Below are 18,753 nucleotides of genomic sequence, written 5' to 3' on the forward strand. Positions count from 1 at the left end.
TTATGTTGTCCTTCTATGCGCCAACTAATCGTTTGACAATAGCGTGCTGCCAGCGGTAAGGCAGTGCCGCAATTAAACGAATGATCCAAGTAAATACCGCAGGAAAATATATGCTCTGGTTACCTTTGGCCAGTCCTTGCCTGATCGCCAAAGAGGCTTGCTCGACGGTAATGATCATCGGCATAGGAAAGGTATTTTTATCGGTCAAAGGTGTAGTGACAAAACCCGGGAAGATGGTCGTAACCTCTACCCCCTTGGCTTGCCAATCTAATCGTAACGTTCGAGCCAAGTAGTTGACTGCTGCTTTTGAAGCACCATAAGCTTCCGCTCTTGGCAGGGGAAGCTCACTGGCGATAGAGCCAACAAAAGCCACTCGATGTCCCTGAGTTAGATAAGGTTGAATGCCCTCAATGCAGTGCGCAATACCCAGTACATTAACCTCAAAAACGCGGCCTAATAATGCAGAGTCCATGACGCCATCATCAATGTATTCACAACTTCCGGCATTGAGAATCCAAAGGGTTGGAACCACCGTCAAAGAAGATAAAGCGTTGAGTGTGGCATGACGATCAGTGACATCGGCAATCAGAATTTCAATCGTGGGATACTCGGCTTGTAATGTTTGCAATGCCGTCAAATTACGCCCACAAGCAATCACCGACCAACCTTGTTGAGCATAATCTTTAGCAAGCTGCAAACCTATGCCTGAACTGGCTCCGGTGATCAAGACACCATTCATTGGCCTAACCTCCGTTTCACCGCGCGAACTAAGCTACCCAGCAGCGGTAATTGCTCGTAGAGCATTTCACCTAAATCAAAATAATCTCGATGATAAATGACTTTATCGTCTTGAAACTTAATCTGGCTCATACCCTGAACATCAATCACTCGACCACTGGCAAGCTTAGGATGCTGTAAGTGCATCGTCCAGACGAGAAAAGCCGTTTGTTCAATTTGATGTTGTTCATGAATAGTAAATTCACATCGCTGCACATTTTGATAAAGGTTAACAAAGTACTGATGTAAGCTTTCTAGACCTTCAATACGGTGTGCAGCGTCAGCGAAAACCACGTGTTGATGGTAAATTTCAGGCAAACGATGCAAAGTATGCTTGCTGAGCTGACAGTAGAATTGACCAACCGTTTGAACATCCATGTGGAACCTCGTAGTTATACAAAATAATTTTTCGTACAATATAATGATAAGATAGTGCATTTTATAAAGTTGTACGAAAAAAAATTTGTACAACTTTATAAAAATGAGATACGACATGAAGAGATAAAACGATCAATCGATAAAAAAGAAAAACCAGCCCGAAGGCTGGTTAATGAATGATAAATAATGGATTATGAGTTACGTAATGCGGCAATACGTTTATCTAACGGTGGATGGCTCATCAATAGCTCCATAACCGTACGCTTACCGTTAATACCAAACGCCATCATCGACCCCTCTAACTGCGACTCGTGACTCATTTTCAAACGCTCTAAAGCGGCAATCATTTTGTGTTTACCCACTAGTTGAGCAGCGCCTGCATCCGCATGAAATTCACGATGGCGGCTATACCACATAGTGATAAAGCTCGCTAAGAAACCAAACACCAATTCCAAAGCCATAGAGACACCAAAGTAAACCATCATATTGCTACCTTGCCCTTCATCTGAGTTGCGAGAAGAAACAATATTAGCGATAAAACGCGATAGGAATATCACGAAGGTATTCACCACGCCTTGCATCAATGTCATAGTTACCATGTCCCCATTAGCAATATGGCTTACCTCATGGGCTAATACCGCTTCTGCTTCATCACGAGTCATGTTGTGCAATAGACCGGTCGATACAGCGACTAACGAGTCGTTACGCTTGGCACCTGTAGCAAATGCGTTCATATCAGGAGCATCATAAATCGCCACGGTCGGCATACCAATACCCGCTTGCTGCGCTTGACGCTCGACGGTTTGCAGTAACCAATGTTCCATCTCATTGCGTGGCGTTTCAATGACTCTGCCTCCTACCGAGCGCAGAGCCATACTTTTTGACATAAGAAGTGAAATAAATGAACCACCAAAACCAAATACCGCTGCCAAAACTAGCAAGCCAGACAAACTACCATGCTGAATGCCTGTTGTTGCATAAACGATATTCAGAACAACACTGAGCACCAGCACAACGGCTAGGTTGGTTGCTAAGAATAAAAATACTCGCTTCATTACTTCTCTCCAAATAGGATGTTTTGATTAATTGTACCGATGATATATCAGTCAACTTTTACTTTTATATAGAGATAGTGTTATCGATTTAATATTCAAGGTTAAGTGCTAAATTGCAACATTTAATGTCCGAGAAATTAACCAACAGATCCGATCAGTAAAAAGTTAGACTTTGGTCTTATTGAGGAGCGTAGTTAAAGCGATTAGATTGATCTAAGTCAATGGCTATAAGCAAACTATTTGCAGATTCAGCTAAAAAGCGGATATATCACAGCAAGCAAAGGAAACTACCACCATGGCCGAAGTCAATAGCTACCAAATGGCAATCGATTTACTGTGTTGTCATCTAGGATTAACCGTTGAAGAAGCAAAACAGCAATTGGGCATTACCACTCAGCCAACCATGCAAACACCAGTCAGTGATATCCAACAATCGTTACTCGGTCTATCACAAGATAAATAAGATTGAGAACCATCAAAAAATGAACGTTCTCAAAAAAGCCGCCATTTAAATCCATGGCGGCTTTTTTATATTCAACAGAAAAACATCCCTCAACCGAAGTGTTAAGCTTTTGTTTGCCACTCATTACGTAGTGCTTTTGCTGCAAGCACCAAGTTGTTTAATGCCGCTTCCACCTCTGGCCAATTACGCGTTTTTAAGCCACAGTCCGGATTAACCCACAAACGTTCAACCGGAATTTTTTCCGCCGCCTTACGGAGTAAACCTTCTATCCATTGTTGTGAAGGAATATTAGGGGAATGAATATCATACACACCAGGACCAATCGCATTCGGGTAATTAAATACCTCAAATGCTTTAAGCAATTCCATATTAGAACGTGAGGTTTCGATGGTAATTACATCGGCGTCTAACGCAGCGACAGAATCAATAATTTCGTTAAATTCGCTGTAGCACATATGAGTATGGATCTGTGTTTCTGGGCGCGCCACCGCCGCAGAGATCTTAAAAGCCTCCACAGCCCACTGTAAATACGCTTGATGATCGCGCTTTTTCAGCGGCAAACCTTCACGAATCGCTGGCTCATCAATCTGAATAATATTGATGCCCGCATCTTGCAGATCGGCAACTTCATCACGTAAAGCCAGTGCTAATTGCTGAGCAATGTGCTGACGAGAAATATCTTCTCGTGGGAATGTCCAACATAAAATGGTCACAGGCCCAGTTAGCATCCCTTTCATTTGCTTGCTGGTTAATGACTGAGCATAAGTCGACCAACCTACTGTTATTGGCTGCTCTCTTTCAATATCGGCCACTACGATTGCCGGCTTAACGCAGCGCGAGCCATAACTCTGTACCCAACCAAATTGCGTGGTTTGAAAGCCAGCGAGGTTTTCCGCAAAATATTCCACCATGTCATTACGTTCAGCTTCACCATGTACTAATACGTCTAAACCTAATGCTTCCTGACGCTGCACCGCATCGGCGATATGCCCTTTAAGCGCTTGCTCGTATTGATCTTGAGTTAATTTACCTTGTCGATAAGCACTGCGCTCAGCGCGGATATCGCCCGTTTGTGGGAAAGAACCAATCGTCGTCGTCGGTAATAATGGTAAACCTAATACTTCTTGCTGATGATAGGCTCGCTCACTGTATGGTGCACTGCGCTCTGCCAGTGTTTGGCTAATACTCTTTAAACGTGTTTGCACTTGAGGCTTATTAACATGCAGGGCACTTTTTCGCGCGACAATCGGTAAGCTGTAAGTATCACAAGCTAAGATCGCCGCTTGATCGCCATCGAGCGCTTTCGCGAGTAAAGCCACTTCGGTAATTTTTTGCTTGGCAAAAGCAAACCAGCTGCGCACCTCCGCTGATAGAGTTGACTCTAAATCCAAATCCACCGGACTGTGTAATAAAGAGCAAGAACTGGCCAACCAGAGCCTGTCACCCAATTGTTCTTTTACGGGTTGTAATAACGTTAATAATGCGGCTAAATCTGCACGCCATACATTACGACCATTAATCACCCCTGCCGATAACACCCAATCTTGAGGTAACTTCTCAACCACGGTATTTAACTGTTGAGGCGCGGCTGAAAGATCGATGTGCAAACCATTGACCGGTAATTCAATAATTTTATCTAAGCTATCAACTACCGAATCAAAGTACGTGGTGAGTAATAGTTTCACCTCTCCTTGCAGAACTTGATAAGCTAATTTAAACGCATCTTGCCATTTTGGCTCTAACTCAAGGGCTAAAATCGGTTCATCAATTTGTACCCACGTCACGCCCTGTTTGGCTAATTTAGCCAAAATAGCTTGATACGCCGTTAATAGTCTTGGTAATAAGCTTAGGCGATCAAATCCTTCTTCGACCTCTTTACCTAAATACAAGTAGCTTAATGGCCCTAGCAACACGGGTTTAACTTGATGACCAGCTTTAATCGCTTCATTAACTTCATCAAACAGCTGCGGCCAACTGACTTCAAAACTATCATCAGCACTAAACTCTGGCACAATATAGTGGTAATTGGTATTAAACCACTTGGTCATATCCGAGGCGGCGCTGCCACTGCAACCACAGCTATTTTGCGATTGACCACGACCGACACGAAATAAGGTATCCAGATCAGGCGAACCATCACGATGGCGCTTAGGCACATGACCAAGTAACAAGGTGGTCGTTAACACATGATCATACCAAGCAAAATCGCCAGCTGTGACAAAACTTAATCCTGCATCTTTTTGCCATTGCCAGTTTTGTTGACGAATGTCACTACCAACTTGTTTTAATTGGTGTTGAGTAATGTCGCCGCGCCAGTATTGCTCTAAAGCGAATTTCAGTTGACGTTTTTCACCGATACGTGGGTAGCCGAGAATATGTGTTGTCGTTGCCATGGTTGTTATCCTTTTATAATTCATTTTTGCAGACATCCATCGCACCAAAGATGTCCGGATGTCCAAACTATCTCGCTAATCCATGGCCGGTACAATCGCCAATTATTCAACTTGTTTATTAAATAAATTCATGTTGATGTTCGATAACTTCACTTCTTTAAATGCCAAATAGCCATCTAGATGTTTACAGCTCCAAAAAAACAACGTAAGTTAAATAGCAATAGACCAGAATAAAGATAAAACGATGACGGTGACGCATGATAGAACTTAAACATTTAAAAACCTTAGTGTCGTTACGTGAGACAGGATCGCTAACCGCAACAGCGACGAGTCTCCACTTAACGCAATCGGCTCTATCGCATCAAATTAAAGATCTCGAAGCGCGAATTGGTGGGCAACTTTTTTTGCGTAAAACGCGTCCTGTGCGCTTTACCTCTGAAGGAGATATTTTATTGAAAGTCGCCGATGAAATACTGCCGAGACTGGCGAAAGCCGAAAATGAACTGGCTAGTCTAAAAGAAGACGTTAATGGCCGATTACACATGGCGATTGAGTGTCATTCATGCTTTCAATGGTTGATGCCTGCGTTACGTGAATACCAAGTTGCTTGGCCGAGCGTTACTCTCGATTTTTCTTCTGGTTTTGGCTTTGAGCCCCTCCCTGCATTGCTGGCTGGAGAGCTTGATTTAGTGATCACATCAGATATTCTGCCTCGCTCTGAAGTGCATTATGAGCCGCTGTTTGATTTTGAAATGCGCTTGATCACAGCAACCACTCATCCATTAGCAGAGAAAACCTCGATTAGTGCGCACGATTTAGCCGACCAAACCATGCTGAGCTATCCGGTACAAAAACAGCGCTTGGATGTCGTAAAGCACTTTTTACAACCGGCAGGTATTGAACCCGCAAAATGGAAACAAGCCGATAACACTCTGATGTTGGTGCAGATGGTCTCTGCAGGATTAGGAGTAGCAACATTGCCAAATTGGGCGATCAGTGAGTTTTCACGTCAAGGGTTGATCACCAGTAAGCCGCTAGGCGATGGCTTGTGGCGCAGGCTATTTGCGGCAACTCGTAATAGTGAAAAAAACAAACATTACTTACAAGCCTTCTTCGCTATTGCTCGCCAACAATGCAAAAGCCACCTTGAGGGGATCAAGATGGCTTAAAAATCAATAGGCCTCGTAAAGTTAGACCGCTTTAAACTGGTTGGTGAGAGGGTCGTACCTAAAACCTAAGTTTTGCAGCTTACCAACCACATGTTCTTCATTCATCTCATACATTGAGACCAATTCACCCAAGCTATCACATTCAAGCCGCAGCTTCTCATTTACAATACCGAGTAAAATGGCATCATCAAGACGGCTCACATTGCTTAAATCCATCATCATGCTCCTCTATCGCCATACGCCCTATTAATAAGCTTAGTCGTAATTAGTCGAATGGAAAGTGAGCCGTCTCTCGAAACACAGTCAATCACAGGTAAAGATGATGAAAACCCGTAGCCGCAGCCAAAATCAACGTTTGGGCAAGGATCAATTGTCCTTTGCTCACAGGCTTAACCAATAATAAATGCCAACACCAAACCACAATACCTATCACTAGTAATGAAAAACTTATCAATAAAGGTTGAGTCAATGCGGAGAGAGATTGCGTATCAAGTTGATAGGAATAAGGAACAATACAGAGTGTGGCGATCATCGCCGACAAAATTCCCATCACTGGCAATAGACGATGAAAAGCTTGTAAACGCGTACGAGCAATAGTTAATAACAGGTGCCCTAATAACGCGCCTAATAAAAATATCAGGCTGAGCAGAGATAAGCTTGCAGACCAATTAACCGTTTCAGTGATCAAAATAGCGACGAAGGCTAATGCTAAACCATCAGCCAGATACATCACCCATAAGGGCCCTTCTTGACGTGTTTTTTTAGTTTGCACTTGCGAGTAAAAATAAAGCAAAGCAAATACGACTAAAAATGCCTCAACTTTTAATGACGCAACCGCAACCCATAAAATAGCCAGCACAGGCAGCACTTTATGTATTCGCCCCCGTTGCCCAGGACAAATATCGCCTTTGACCAACACGAGGGTCAACAACACTTGTGCGCCCAATAACATAGGAGCCATCACACTCAATAGGGAATAAAGCATAAATTCTTCGTTACATAATGAAAAACGGATGGGGATGATAACAAAAGCGTCACACCTCTGCCTACCTCGATTTTAATATTGACAGTCATATCATTCTTATTGATTCGATTCGTTATTCTCATCGAGGATCATAAATATCTAGCACCATCATGAACGACTTCTTGTTTATAGTACGGAAAAAATCAAGAGGTCACTATGAACACACGAATAATGGCTGGGTTAGTTTCCCTTTCTTTACTGGGTTGTGTCTCTCACCACCCTACTACACCTTTACAAGCCGATCAGCGATGGGTAACGGGTCAATTAGATAATGGCTTAACCTATCATCTGTACCCTGATCATCATCAACCCGTTTCCATTCGTTTTTATGTCCATGCAGGGTCGCTACAAGAAAGTCCTGAACAATCCGGCTACGCGCATTTCGTCGAACATATGGCTTTTAATGGCAGTATCCATTACCAACATAATGATGTGATTAAGATGGTGCAGCAGACCGGAGCCAGTTTTGGGGCCGACCTGAATGCATTTACTAGCTACAAAGAAACCGTCTATAGCCTCGATTTGCCGGATAACCTAGCGATAGACAAAGCATTACTCTGGTTTAGAGATATTGCCGACGGTCTACATTTTACGCCGCAAGAAGTTGAAAAAGAAAAAGGCGTGATCATGGGTGAATTTCGTTATCGAATAAGTGACGATAAACCATTTGAACAAAAATTTTATGAGCAATTAATCGCAAAAACGATTTATGCTCAACATGACGTATTAGGAACGCGAGATAGTGTTCAACAAGCGACTCCTGAACGCCTAAAAACCTTTTATCAAACGTGGTATCAACCTCAATTAACAGAAATTGTCATTACGGGTAATGTCACTCTCGAACAAGGTGAAAAATGGATACAAGAGTACTTTGCTGACTGGCAGGCTGGTGAAACACGTCGCCCAGTTCTTCCAAGTCAAACAAAATTGGATACACAAGATTTTATTGATTACGTCGCGACTGGTGAACACCCAAGTTTTTCTCTGTTAATCGATCGTGGAGAACATCGTATTACCAATCACGAACAGTTAATTAATCATCGTCTAGATAATATTGCTGAACAACTCATCTCTTATCGACTTGCTGCCGAGTTTAATCAAGCCGCACAAGTTCATACTCAATTACATACGATCAGTTATCGTATACTTGATCAACGCTATTCTCTGATCAGTGTAGCTTTTCCTTACCAACAAAGAGGCATGGTCACCGACCTTACCTTATCGACATTGTCGTCACTCCGTGATTTTGGCGTCAGCGAGCAAGAGCTACAGGCGGTACTTCATTCGTACCAAGATGACCTCCTGTATGCGACTCAAAACAAGCATAATCGGTTACCCCCTGAACATGCGAATGATCGAGTTTGGGCTATCTCTAACCAAGAGGTACTACAAAGTGACCTCGATTTTCAGTATGGTCTAAAACAGTTACTCAGCAAAGCTTCTGTTGAAGAGGTCAATCGTCACTTAAAACAGTTACTGCGTAGTGATGCCACCATCATTATTGGTGCTGATCGACAAGAAACTTTATCCAAACTCACCAATCAACGAGATCATATACAAAAAACCAAGCAACGCCGTGGGATAAAAACTGAAATAGCCGACATTAATCCTGCATTGTATCAACCGATACAACAAGGAGAGATTATTAGCTCACAGTCTATCCACACCGACCCTGATATTGTTCATTGGCAATTAGAAAATGGTGTAGATGCTTATTTATTAAGAACATATAGTGGGAAAAAAAAGCTGCAACTTTTTTACTCTAGCTTAGGTGGCTACGCTGCTTTACCCAATGACCTATTTTATGCAACCGATATTTCACCGACCGTTCTGATGCAATCGGGTTTGGGTGACATGAATGGAGCACAAACGGACAGCTACTTGAAACGCAAAAACATGTCGATGGCGACCTTTATTGATACCACCTCACACTGGTTAAGATTGGAAATGAATCAAAAGGATTTAGATGAAGGGTTCGCGATGATTCACCAGTTCTCTACACGGCCAAATCTTGATCTCATAAAACTGGATACGACCAATCAGCAACACAGAGCTAACTTAAGTCAATTTGTGGCGACGCCCCTTGGCCAACTCATTAAAACCGTTAGCCATGATTCTTATAATCCGAGCAGTGCCCATTGGTTTAGGGATACTCAAGATCAACCGATTCCGACGGCAGATCAAGTCATGCAAGTGCATCAACAACTCTTTCAGCAAGGTAACTTTACTTTGGTTATCGTTGGCGATGTGACACCCTCGACCATCACTCCCTTATTACGTCAATATATTGCTAATATTCCACTAGCGCCATCGCAACCACTTAGACTTACTGCGGACTATTCAACCTCCATTAGTTCACAATTAGAATTACCGATAAATACAGACAACCACACTCTGATTGTTCATCGTTATATTGCTGCTGATTCCTCAGTCAAAAGCGCAAAAACCGTGTTCCTAGAAGACATGCTCTATCGCTTAGCGACACAAAGATTATTAGCCAACATTAGAGAAAATAAAGGGTTGGATTATACCCCTGAGGTTATCCCACTCAATAAGGATAGTGAACCGAGTTCTGATTGGTCATTTATTACCACCATTGATTCGGCTTATGTTGAGCAAACACAACAAGCTGTTCAGGAAGTTATCGAGAGTTTAACGCAGTATATCAGCCAAGAAGAAGTACAAACTGTCGCGAAACAACTCATCGTAGATTTAAAACCATTACAAGATAGACCAGAACAAATGGCATCAATGCTTAGCCGTTACCTTATTCATGGTTATGGTATTGAAGCTCTAATGAATATCGAAGATACGGCGAATAGCATTCGTGCTGAAGAGATGCAGCATCGAGCAAAGCAAATGTTTGGTGATACAAGTATCAAGCAAATCAGCATAATGACACCTAAACAGAGCGGTTAATCTATTGCTCTAAGGCAAAGCTGCTCTAAACCGAGATACCCAAACGACGTACTAAAGCACTCAAGTCGATTATGGGTATTTTAGGGGGAAAAATGAGCCATAACGCCATAACTAATCACAAACACGGTTGTCTTTCTGCTAAATGCAGCAAGACATCCGCTTGTGTTAGTAAACCTTTATACTTCTCACCATCCACCAAAACCCAAGGAAAGGGGGTTTCATTACTGATTAATTCCGAGATTTTATCTTGTTTGGTATCCGCCTTGAGTTGGGTAAAATGGATTTGCATTAACTGATTAACAGGTCGTCGCCAAATCGCGGCTTCACGCATCGTTTCCAGCTCAGTCCCCATCGTTGGGGTTAAGTGCAAATTTAACGTCTCTCTTAGCACAATTCCAACACACACCCCTTTATTGATAACCGGTAGTGCGTCAGTTTGTGTCACTTTAAAATACTTGTCGACTAAAGAGAGGGGCTCACTCGGATCAAGATGCGGTTTACCTTTAAATAAATGGATTAAGCTGGTTTTCTTTTGTTGTTGATCAGGTTCAGTATCGATTGTAACTAAATTTCGACGATAATTTTTCGCTTGATGTAATGATGTAAAAGGCAATGGTTTAGAAAAGAAATAGCCTTGCATATAATCGACGCCCAATGACTTTAATACCATCACTTCTTGTTCAGTTTCGACCCCTTCTGCAACAACCTTAATCCCTAGACTATGACATAATCCAATGATCATATTTACTATTTTGCATTTATTACTACCAAGCTGAATATCAGTAACAAACTCACGATCGATTTTTAAATAATCAAAATGACAATCACTTAAATAAGTAAACGAAGAGTATCCAGTACCAAAATCATCAATCGCAACGGTCACACCTTGTTCACGTAGTGATTTTAATGCGTTAGCTTGTTGTGACTGGCTATCAAAATAAGCACTTTCTGTTAATTCTATCGTAATTGATTGTGGGCTATCGGTGTAATTTTCTATCATTTCTAAGGTATTGGTTAATATTTGCACCGCATCCATTTTGCTATTAAAAGAGCGATTAATGGTTAATCCGATATGTTGCCCAAATAACATCTTAATCTTAGGTAAAGCTTGTAAAGAGAGAATACCGACCGTTCTATCTAACTCGCTGATCAAGTTAAGATCCTCAGCAATACTGATCATTTCTTGAGTCGTGAATGCATTATCCTTAGTCGGTTTAAAACGGCATAACGCTTCAAACTTCGCTATTTCCCAGGTTTTGGTATCGACAATCGGCTGATAATGTACCTCGAGATCCCTTTCAGAGATCGCTTTGCTCACTAAATCCTCTAAAGATTTTCGACGCTTAACTTGTTGATGTATCTCACTGTGATAGAAGCTAATCGTCTTTGATTCACCAGCATGTTGCTCAAGCATCGCCTGCATGGCATGAGTGACCATTCTAGCAGGAGTTTTAGCGTCTAACTCTAAAACCGAAACACCAATACGACCACCGATCACCGTCGCGTATATTTCAGATTCTTTTTTCAAATCTTGCATAAAACGTCGAATAGCATGCTGAATTTGTCGAAAGTCCGTCGTTTTTTGACACTTAGTACACGCTAAACACACAGCATAAATGTCTTTACCAACGTAACCTGCCAATTTTACTTCTTCACTATTAACCAAGAAATTAGATAACATGACCATCTCAGCATGATGATGATCTGTCGAAAATTGAGGCTGAAAAACAAGCACAATTAATGTGGTATCGTCTTGATTTTCTTTCTGGTAGATACTCAGTAAATCTTTAAATTTCTCTTCTGTTGGCAATTGGGTGAGCAGATCAATTTCGCCTAATGGGGTATCGGCTACCCGATAAAGGTTTTCTGACAAATCCAAAGTCATCCCTAAAAAAAAGACCCGACCATCCTGTAAAGTAATTTTCTGAATGGTCAACTCTTGTGGAGAGATTTTTCCTGATGCTAATCGATTTAAAATCACCCCGCTCCAACTACCATAATGATTAATGTCATGCCACATAGATTGATAAAAGTCGGCTGAGTGCTTTTGACTATTAAAAATACTCGCCTTTAAACCGAGTAATTCGCTTTGTTTAAAACCCGAATATTGTTCAAAATAACGGTTACACGCTAGGATTCTCGTATCCTGATCAGTCAGCATAAATCCATGATGTGTGTTATCAAAGAGGTCTTCAAATAACTTAGCTAATGCTCTTACCGACCCGAGTTTTATTAATGGTTGTATGGTTCCTTTCAGTAAAACGGCAGAAATCCGCTCAATAAAAAATTCGACATAAACCAGGGTTTGTTCAGCAATAACCAAGCTGCAGTTAAAATGATGGCTCTCGCCTGTTTCAATCACATATTTGAAACAACGCTTCATCTCAGCGGCCTTACTCGGCGTCATGTAACGTAAAATATCTTTAATATTAGTCGTAGAGTGTTGCATAGAAAGTAAGCGATTAAGCATTGCTTGATCACAGATAAACTCGTGAGTTTCAATGTTTAACGACCACACAATAGCGCCATATCCCACATTAGTAGGATGTTGTGAGGACTTTTTCTGCAAGCATTCTTGAGAATCTGCTTGTGTCATAATTATCCCAGCCTTGAACCTAACTGACGGTCATGAACAAGCCATACTCACCATGAGGCAATAAACTTGCACGAATAAAAACCACTTGCTTACCAATTAATGTAGACTATGTCACACAAAATGACCAAAAAAATCTCTTAATTCGATTTAAAAAGCCTTTTAACTTTTTAGCCAATAAATTGACGTTCATGTTTCATTAAAAAATAGTCCACATATAACTGAGCAGCTTCCCCTAGATACTACTGATACAAGTCGTTATAATGCGCGGCTTATCAATCAGAGGTTAAAATATGCACAGCAAGATCACTCCTATCCATCACTACAAAAAATACTGGGCTGAATGTTTTGGAACGGCACCCTTTCTTCCTACCAGTAAGCAAGAGATGGATGCGCTAGGATGGGATAGCTGCGATATTATTATTGTCACTGGCGATGCGTATGTTGATCATCCCAGTTTTGGGATGGCGATCATTGGCCGCTTACTAGAAGCGCAAGGTTTTCGGGTTGGTATCATTGCACAGCCTGAATGGCATAATAAAGAGGCTTTTATGGCCCTCGGTAAGCCAAATCTCTTTTTTGGCATCACCGCAGGCAATATGGACTCGATGATTAACCGCTACACCTCTGATAAAAAGCTGCGCCATGATGATGCCTATACGCCAAATAATGAAGGTGGTAAGCGTCCTGATCGCGCCACGTTAGTCTATTCTCAACGCTGCCGAGAAGCTTATAAAGATGTCCCATTAGTCTTAGGTGGTATTGAAGCGAGCTTACGCCGCGTTGCTCATTATGATTATTGGTCTGATAAAGTTCGTCGCTCGGTGCTGTTCGATTCCAAAGCAGATATTTTGTTGTTTGGTAACGCCGAGCGTGCTTTAGTCGAAGTCGCCCATCGTTTGGCTAATGGCGACGCTATCACTGAGATGACCAATATCCGCGGCACGGCGGTTATCCTTCCTGCAGCACCCGAACATTACACGATCATTGACTCTTCACGGATTGAAAAACCGGGTAAAGCGTTTGTACCGATAAACCCTTATGCAGTAGAAACCCAGTGTGAGACTAATCAGGAAAAAGAAGCCGAAGCCAAGCCAATCACCATTCGCCCTTCTCGTCACGATGCAGCGACGACAGCCGTGCGCTTACCAGCCTTCGAAAAACTGAATAATGACCGGATATTATACGCCCATGCGAGCCGCGTATTGCATTTAGAAACCAATCCCTATTCGGGACGTGCATTAATTCAGCGCCATGGTGATCGTGAATTGTGGGTCAACCAAGCCCCAATCCCACTCACCACCGAAGAGATGGATTACGTATTTGGATTAAATTACGCCCGAGTGCCTCATCCTCAATACGGTCAAGCAAAAATCCCCGCTTACGACATGATCAAGACCTCAGTAAATATCATGCGTGGCTGCTTTGGGGGTTGTTCATTTTGCTCGATTACTGAACATGAAGGACGAATTATTCAAAACCGCTCAAAAGAGTCAATCCTCAATGAGATGGAAGAAATTCGCGATAAAGTGCCAGGATTTACTGGGACGATCTCCGATTTAGGAGGTCCAACCGCCAACATGTACCGTTTGGGTTGTAGCGATCCTAAAGCAGAAATGAACTGTCGTCGTCCATCGTGTGTTTTTCCGGGTATTTGCCATAAACTCAATACTGATCATAAACATACCATTGATCTTTATCGTGAAGCGCGCAAGGTAAAGGGCATCAAAAAAGTGATGATTGCTTCTGGTGTACGCTATGATTTAGCAATTGAATCTCCAGAGTATGTCCGTGAACTGGTCACTCACCACGTTGGCGGTTATCTAAAAATTGCTCCTGAACATACCGAAAAGAACCCACTCGATCTAATGATGAAACCGGGTATGGGCACCTATAACCGTTTTAAAGAGATGTTTGAGAAATACAGTGCGGAAGCGGGTAAAAAACAGTATTTAATCCCTTACTTTATTTCTGCTCATCCAGGTACCGAGGATGAGGACATGCTCAACCTTGCGCTGTGGTTAAAGTCTAATAACTATCAATGTGATCAGGTACAAAACTTCTACCCATCACCGATGTGTAACGCGACAGCAATGTATTACTCAGAAACCAACCCATTAAAACGAGTCAAATACAAAAAACGGGAAGAGGTTACTATCGCTAAAGGTGAGCGCCAACGTCGATTGCATAAAGCATTACTACGTTACCATGATCCGCTTAACTGGCCTTTGATCCGTGAAGCTCTGATTAACATGGGCAAGAAACATTTAATCGGAGACAAAGCAACCTGTTTAGTACCCGCTGATGATGTTGACGCTCGCACTCCTGCGCAACGACGTAAGTCGGGACGCCACGGTGCCAATAGGTTTGCCACCAAGCATACCAATACCCAACCTGGATTTGATGCACTGCGCAGCAATACCAAACCTCATACGGCTAAAAAAACATCATCGCCTAAAGGGAAAAGCCACACCACCAAACCAACCGCTAAATCCGCTCGCCCTTAATCGCTTAGCTTATATTGGATATAAAAAACTCAGGCAAACCGCCTGAGTTTTTTATTAAAGGAGAGAGAATTAAACAATAAACTTGTTCATCACTGCCTCTTGACGACGAACATCTTCAAGCTGCTCTTGCATCTGTTGGTTTGATTGGCTAGCGGTATCCGATACTTGTACCGATAAGTCTTTAATTTTCACCGTATTCGTATTAATTTCTTCAGCCACCAAGCTTTGCTCTTCAGCCGCGGACGCGATTTGCATATTCATATCACTAATTTGCTGAATCGCCTGACGGATACGCAATAAAGCATCATTGGCTTCGCTCGCCTTGGCGACAGTTTCTGTTGCCGTGTCTTTACTTTGTCTCATCGCTCCAGCGACTGAGCTTGATCCCACTTGCAGTTGTTCGATCATACTGCGAATCTCAGTGGTCGATTGTTGCGTTCGTTGGGCAAGTGTACGCACTTCATCGGCCACAACCGCAAAACCACGACCTGATTCTCCGGCTCGCGCTGCTTCAATCGCGGCATTCAAGGCCAATAGGTTAGTTTGATCGGCAATATCATTAATGACTTTTAAAATAGTCTCGATGTTTGAGGTCGCACTTTCTAATTGCTTGACCTCTTCTACTGCTTGATCGATACGTAACGCTAGGGAATTAATCGCTTCTGTGGTGTGTGATACCACTTCAGAGCCTTGCTCCGTGGCGTTATCTGCTTCTTGCGCAGCTGAAGCTGCGCCTTGCGCATTACCAGCCACATTCATTGCTGTCGCGGCCATTTCATTCATTGCCGTTGCCAACTGCTCCACCTCATGCATTTGACTTTGCATTGCTTCGGTCGACGCTTGTAAACCGTGAGCGGTAGATTCGGTACTGTGCATGATCTGTTGACCAATTTGCTTAGACTCTTTAATCAACTGCTGTAAAGTTTCAGTAAAACGGTTAAAGCCGCTGGCTAATCGAGCAAACTCATAATCGGTATTGGTATCAAGTCGCTTAGTCAAGTCTCCCTGTCCAGAAGCAACATCTTGAATCGCATCATTGAGAGTATCTAATGGGCGCATTAAAATACGGATCACGAAAGAAAGAATTAAGGTGCTGACCACTAAAGCGAGTAACGAGTAAATTAACGCACTACGCCGTAAATCATCAACCGCAGCAAAGGCAATACTCTCATCCAGTAAAACCCCAACTGACCAAGTTTCACCGGGGATTGGTACAAAACGTAATTGATAATCTTGATTATTAATCCTCACTTCTTGTACATCACGACTGATACGTACATTCGGTAAGAAAGCCGACATCGGTTCACCATTAAAACGCGCTTCAGGGTGAGCAACGGTAGTACCATCATCAGAAACGATAAATAGATAACCCGCATCAAATAGAGAAACTTGGTTAACCAGTTCGGCAAGAGACACAAGACTAACATCAAAAAATATTGCCCCTGAAAATTGCCCACGGTAATTAACTGGTGTGGCATATTTCTCCCGTAGCTGAATCTGCATAGGGCGCGGTAATGGTTAATTGCCCCGCATTTTTGGCATCACGATACCAAGGCCGAACTCTTGGATCCCAAGTTGCTCCCGGGTTCCAACTTGGGTCACTACCGACATAAGAACCATCTTTATCATAGCCAAACCCGACCAAAATAAAGCTTTTCGCTAAAGCCCTCTGGCGAAGCACATCGGCGACACTTCGAGGATCAATATCAACCTGAACCAGCTCTGTAACATACTGTGCTAACGCTTTACTACCACTGAGATCTTTACTCACCGTATTGCGTACCCCGCTAACAATTTCATCAACGCTGCTATTCACTTGAGTTTCAATCTCAGAGCGCATAGTAAAATACTGTTGCGTCGACAAAAGTGTCAGCGTCAAAAGTAGCATCACGGATGACGCTGCGACTACTTTATGACTGAATTTCATGGTTTATCCCTCAAAGCAAACTATTTTCATGCATGGTTGTGCATGCTCACGTCCTTAATTGTTTGGGTCAGACAAAGGGATGACAGCAACATAACGTTACTAGGATCGATTTACTCCAACTCACTAAGGTTTGCTAAGCCATTTACACCAAACCAACTCCATTTTTTTATGCACTAAGTATGAACCAAGATCTGTCATTGTGCTGAACAAAACATCGATTATTATCAAATTTATCAAGAATAAAAAACCGCAGTCAGGATACGACACTCCTGACTGCGGTTTGATCGAGAGAAATAAAGCGAGTTAGGCGTATTGCTCAGCAAACTCTTGCATAAAATCGACCAGAGCTTGCACTCCCTCTAATGGCATTGCGTTGTAAATCGATGCGCGCATTCCACCAGATACTCGATGGCCTTTTAGCGAAACTAAGCCTCGAGTTTCGGCCAACGATAAAAAGGTCTCATCTAACTCAGGTTTGGCTAATTGGAAAGGCACATTCATTAATGAACGATTATCTGGATGAATGGTGTTACGATAAAAATCTGACGAGTCAATGTAGTCGTACAATAACGCACCTTTGGCTCGATTAATCTTCTCTATCGCTTGAACACCACCTTGCTGTTTGAGCCATTGAAATACTAACCCTGACAGATACCATGCAAAGGTCGGTGGCGTGTTAAACATCGATTCTTGTTCGGCCAACAATTGATAGTTAAGAATACTCGGTAATACCTCATTCGCTAAACCGAGTAAATCATCACGCACAATCACAATGCAGATCCCAGCAGGCCCAATGTTCTTCTGCGCGCCAGCATAAATCACCCCATAACGAGAGACATCGATCTCTCGTGATAAAATCGTCGAGGACATATCGGCCACAATCGGTTTATCGGTGATCGGTAAATCATTAATTTCAATGCCATCAATCGTTTCATTAGGACAGAAATGCACGTAAGCCGAGTCTGGATCAATCGCCCATTCACTGGCTGGCCGTACCGCCGTTTTGCCTTGCTTATTGATTTTGGCGTCAAAGACATCGACACGACAATATTTTTGAGCTTCTTTGACCGCACTCGCTGCCCAGTATCCTGCGTCAATATAGGTAGCGGTATTCGCCGTACCCAATAAGTTTAGGGGGACCGCCGCGAATTGAGCCCGAGCGCCGCCATGACAGAAAAGCACCTTGTAATTATCAGGAACGTTGAGCAAATCACGTAAATCTTGTTCAGCCTGCTGCGCCACTTGAATAAAGGGCTTACTACGGTGGCTAATTTCCATCACCGAGACGCCAAGGCCATTCCAGTTCACTAACTCAGCTTGCGCTTTATCCATGACGGCTTTAGGTAAGGCGGCGGGACCCGCACTAAAATTATAAATAGTGTCCGTATTCGGCTCCATGTATTGCTTGCTCCTGCTATCGAAAATGGGGAAATGATGTCAAAAATGTAACTGTACTCACCATCTCTCTCTGAAAGAGCCCATGCTGAGTGTTTTCGGTATACCACTTTTTTATAAGAAGAAACAGCTTGAACTTACTGAAGATCAGCG

The 18,753-nt window shown here is 42.7% G+C and carries 11 protein-coding genes and 2 pseudogenes; 4 read left to right on the forward strand and 9 right to left on the reverse strand.

From position 1 onward, the window contains the following. Positions 1-13 precede the first annotated feature (13 nt). The 3 genes from FKN93_RS05035 to htpX form a co-directional block, all read right to left on the reverse strand. A complete protein-coding gene (locus FKN93_RS05035) occupies positions 14-739 on the reverse strand; it encodes an SDR family NAD(P)-dependent oxidoreductase (RefSeq protein ID WP_170904610.1) in 726 nt (241 codons plus the stop codon). Next, on the reverse strand, positions 736-1,155 hold the full coding sequence (locus tag FKN93_RS05040) for a nuclear transport factor 2 family protein (protein WP_158138566.1): 420 nt from the start codon (positions 1,153-1,155) through the stop codon (positions 736-738). The genes FKN93_RS05035 and FKN93_RS05040 overlap by 4 nt, the downstream gene beginning before the upstream one ends. 191 nt (positions 1,156-1,346) lie before the next feature. Further along, positions 1,347-2,210 (reverse strand): protease HtpX, encoded by an 864-nt coding sequence (gene htpX / locus FKN93_RS05045; RefSeq protein ID WP_158143772.1) that lies wholly within the window; start codon positions 2,208-2,210, stop codon positions 1,347-1,349. A gap of 295 nt (positions 2,211-2,505) precedes the next feature. Between htpX and FKN93_RS05050 the strand changes: the two genes are divergently transcribed. Continuing rightward, a complete protein-coding gene (locus tag FKN93_RS05050; protein WP_004395053.1) occupies positions 2,506-2,673 on the forward strand; it encodes a hypothetical protein in 168 nt (55 codons plus the stop codon). A 101-nt stretch (positions 2,674-2,774) separates the two neighbouring features. Here FKN93_RS05050 and metE read toward each other — a convergent pair whose 3' ends face one another. Continuing rightward, positions 2,775-5,066: a 5-methyltetrahydropteroyltriglutamate--homocysteine S-methyltransferase gene (metE, locus tag FKN93_RS05055; protein ID WP_170904611.1), complete on the reverse strand. Its 2,292-nt coding sequence runs from the start codon at positions 5,064-5,066 to the stop codon at positions 2,775-2,777. 257 nt (positions 5,067-5,323) lie between these two features. On the opposite strand from metE, the gene metR reads away from it, so the two are divergent. After that, complete coding sequence (metR, locus tag FKN93_RS05060) at positions 5,324-6,235, forward strand: HTH-type transcriptional regulator MetR (RefSeq protein ID WP_154167889.1); 912 nt, start codon at positions 5,324-5,326, stop codon at positions 6,233-6,235. A gap of 21 nt (positions 6,236-6,256) precedes the next feature. On the opposite strand, the gene FKN93_RS05065 is transcribed toward metR, so the two are convergent. Together FKN93_RS05065 and FKN93_RS05070 are read right to left on the reverse strand one after the other, a co-directional pair. Next, positions 6,257-6,451 (reverse strand): DUF4250 domain-containing protein, encoded by a 195-nt coding sequence (locus FKN93_RS05065; protein WP_040904231.1) that lies wholly within the window; start codon positions 6,449-6,451, stop codon positions 6,257-6,259. 91 nt (positions 6,452-6,542) lie between these two features. After that, positions 6,543-7,220, reverse strand: coding sequence for a hypothetical protein (locus tag FKN93_RS05070; RefSeq protein WP_161426537.1), 678 nt, complete (start codon positions 7,218-7,220; stop codon positions 6,543-6,545). Positions 7,221-7,415: 195 nt separating this feature from the next. Here FKN93_RS05070 and FKN93_RS05075 point away from each other — a divergent pair, with 195 nt between their 5' ends. Then, positions 7,416-10,178, forward strand: coding sequence for an insulinase family protein (locus tag FKN93_RS05075; protein ID WP_170904612.1), 2,763 nt, complete (start codon positions 7,416-7,418; stop codon positions 10,176-10,178). Between the two features lie 115 nt (positions 10,179-10,293). Here the strand turns inward: FKN93_RS05075 and FKN93_RS05080 are convergent, their stop codons facing one another. Next, positions 10,294-12,774, reverse strand: coding sequence for an EAL domain-containing protein (locus tag FKN93_RS05080; RefSeq protein WP_170904613.1), 2,481 nt, complete (start codon positions 12,772-12,774; stop codon positions 10,294-10,296). A gap of 290 nt (positions 12,775-13,064) precedes the next feature. On the opposite strand from FKN93_RS05080, the pseudogene FKN93_RS05085 reads away from it, so the two are divergent. Further along, positions 13,065-15,233, forward strand: a pseudogene (locus FKN93_RS05085) (YgiQ family radical SAM protein); the annotation flags it as partial. Positions 15,234-15,347: 114 nt separating this feature from the next. Here FKN93_RS05085 and FKN93_RS05090 read toward each other — a convergent pair. Then, positions 15,348-17,205, reverse strand: a pseudogene (locus FKN93_RS05090) (methyl-accepting chemotaxis protein). A 303-nt stretch (positions 17,206-17,508) separates the two neighbouring features. Beyond that, positions 17,509-18,603 (reverse strand): 3-phosphoserine/phosphohydroxythreonine transaminase, encoded by a 1,095-nt coding sequence (gene serC / locus FKN93_RS05095; RefSeq protein ID WP_004395045.1) that lies wholly within the window; start codon positions 18,601-18,603, stop codon positions 17,509-17,511. Positions 18,604-18,753: the final 150 nt, after the last annotated feature.

The sequence above is a fragment of the Vibrio sp. A8-1 genome (genome assembly GCF_013048685.1).
GTDB lineage: Bacteria > Pseudomonadota > Gammaproteobacteria > Enterobacterales > Vibrionaceae > Vibrio > Vibrio metschnikovii.

Bases quoted from the DNA above. Each gene is read 5' to 3' on its own strand.
- serC (WP_004395045.1), bottom strand. From the start codon at position 18,603: ATGGAGCCGAATACGGACACTATTTATAATTTTAGTGCGGGTCCCGCC.
- FKN93_RS05075 (WP_170904612.1), top strand. From the start codon at position 7,416: ATGAACACACGAATAATGGCTGGGTTAGTTTCCCTTTCTTTACTGGGT.
- FKN93_RS05070 (WP_161426537.1), bottom strand. From the start codon at position 7,220: ATGCTTTATTCCCTATTGAGTGTGATGGCTCCTATGTTATTGGGCGCA.
- metR (WP_154167889.1), top strand. From the start codon at position 5,324: ATGATAGAACTTAAACATTTAAAAACCTTAGTGTCGTTACGTGAGACA.
- FKN93_RS05080 (WP_170904613.1), bottom strand. From the start codon at position 12,774: ATGACACAAGCAGATTCTCAAGAATGCTTGCAGAAAAAGTCCTCACAA.
- FKN93_RS05065 (WP_040904231.1), bottom strand. From the start codon at position 6,451: ATGGATTTAAGCAATGTGAGCCGTCTTGATGATGCCATTTTACTCGGT.
- metE (WP_170904611.1), bottom strand. From the start codon at position 5,066: ATGGCAACGACAACACATATTCTCGGCTACCCACGTATCGGTGAAAAA.
- FKN93_RS05040 (WP_158138566.1), bottom strand. From the start codon at position 1,155: ATGGATGTTCAAACGGTTGGTCAATTCTACTGTCAGCTCAGCAAGCAT.
- FKN93_RS05050 (WP_004395053.1), top strand. From the start codon at position 2,506: ATGGCCGAAGTCAATAGCTACCAAATGGCAATCGATTTACTGTGTTGT.
- htpX (WP_158143772.1), bottom strand. From the start codon at position 2,210: ATGAAGCGAGTATTTTTATTCTTAGCAACCAACCTAGCCGTTGTGCTG.
- FKN93_RS05035 (WP_170904610.1), bottom strand. From the start codon at position 739: ATGAATGGTGTCTTGATCACCGGAGCCAGTTCAGGCATAGGTTTGCAG.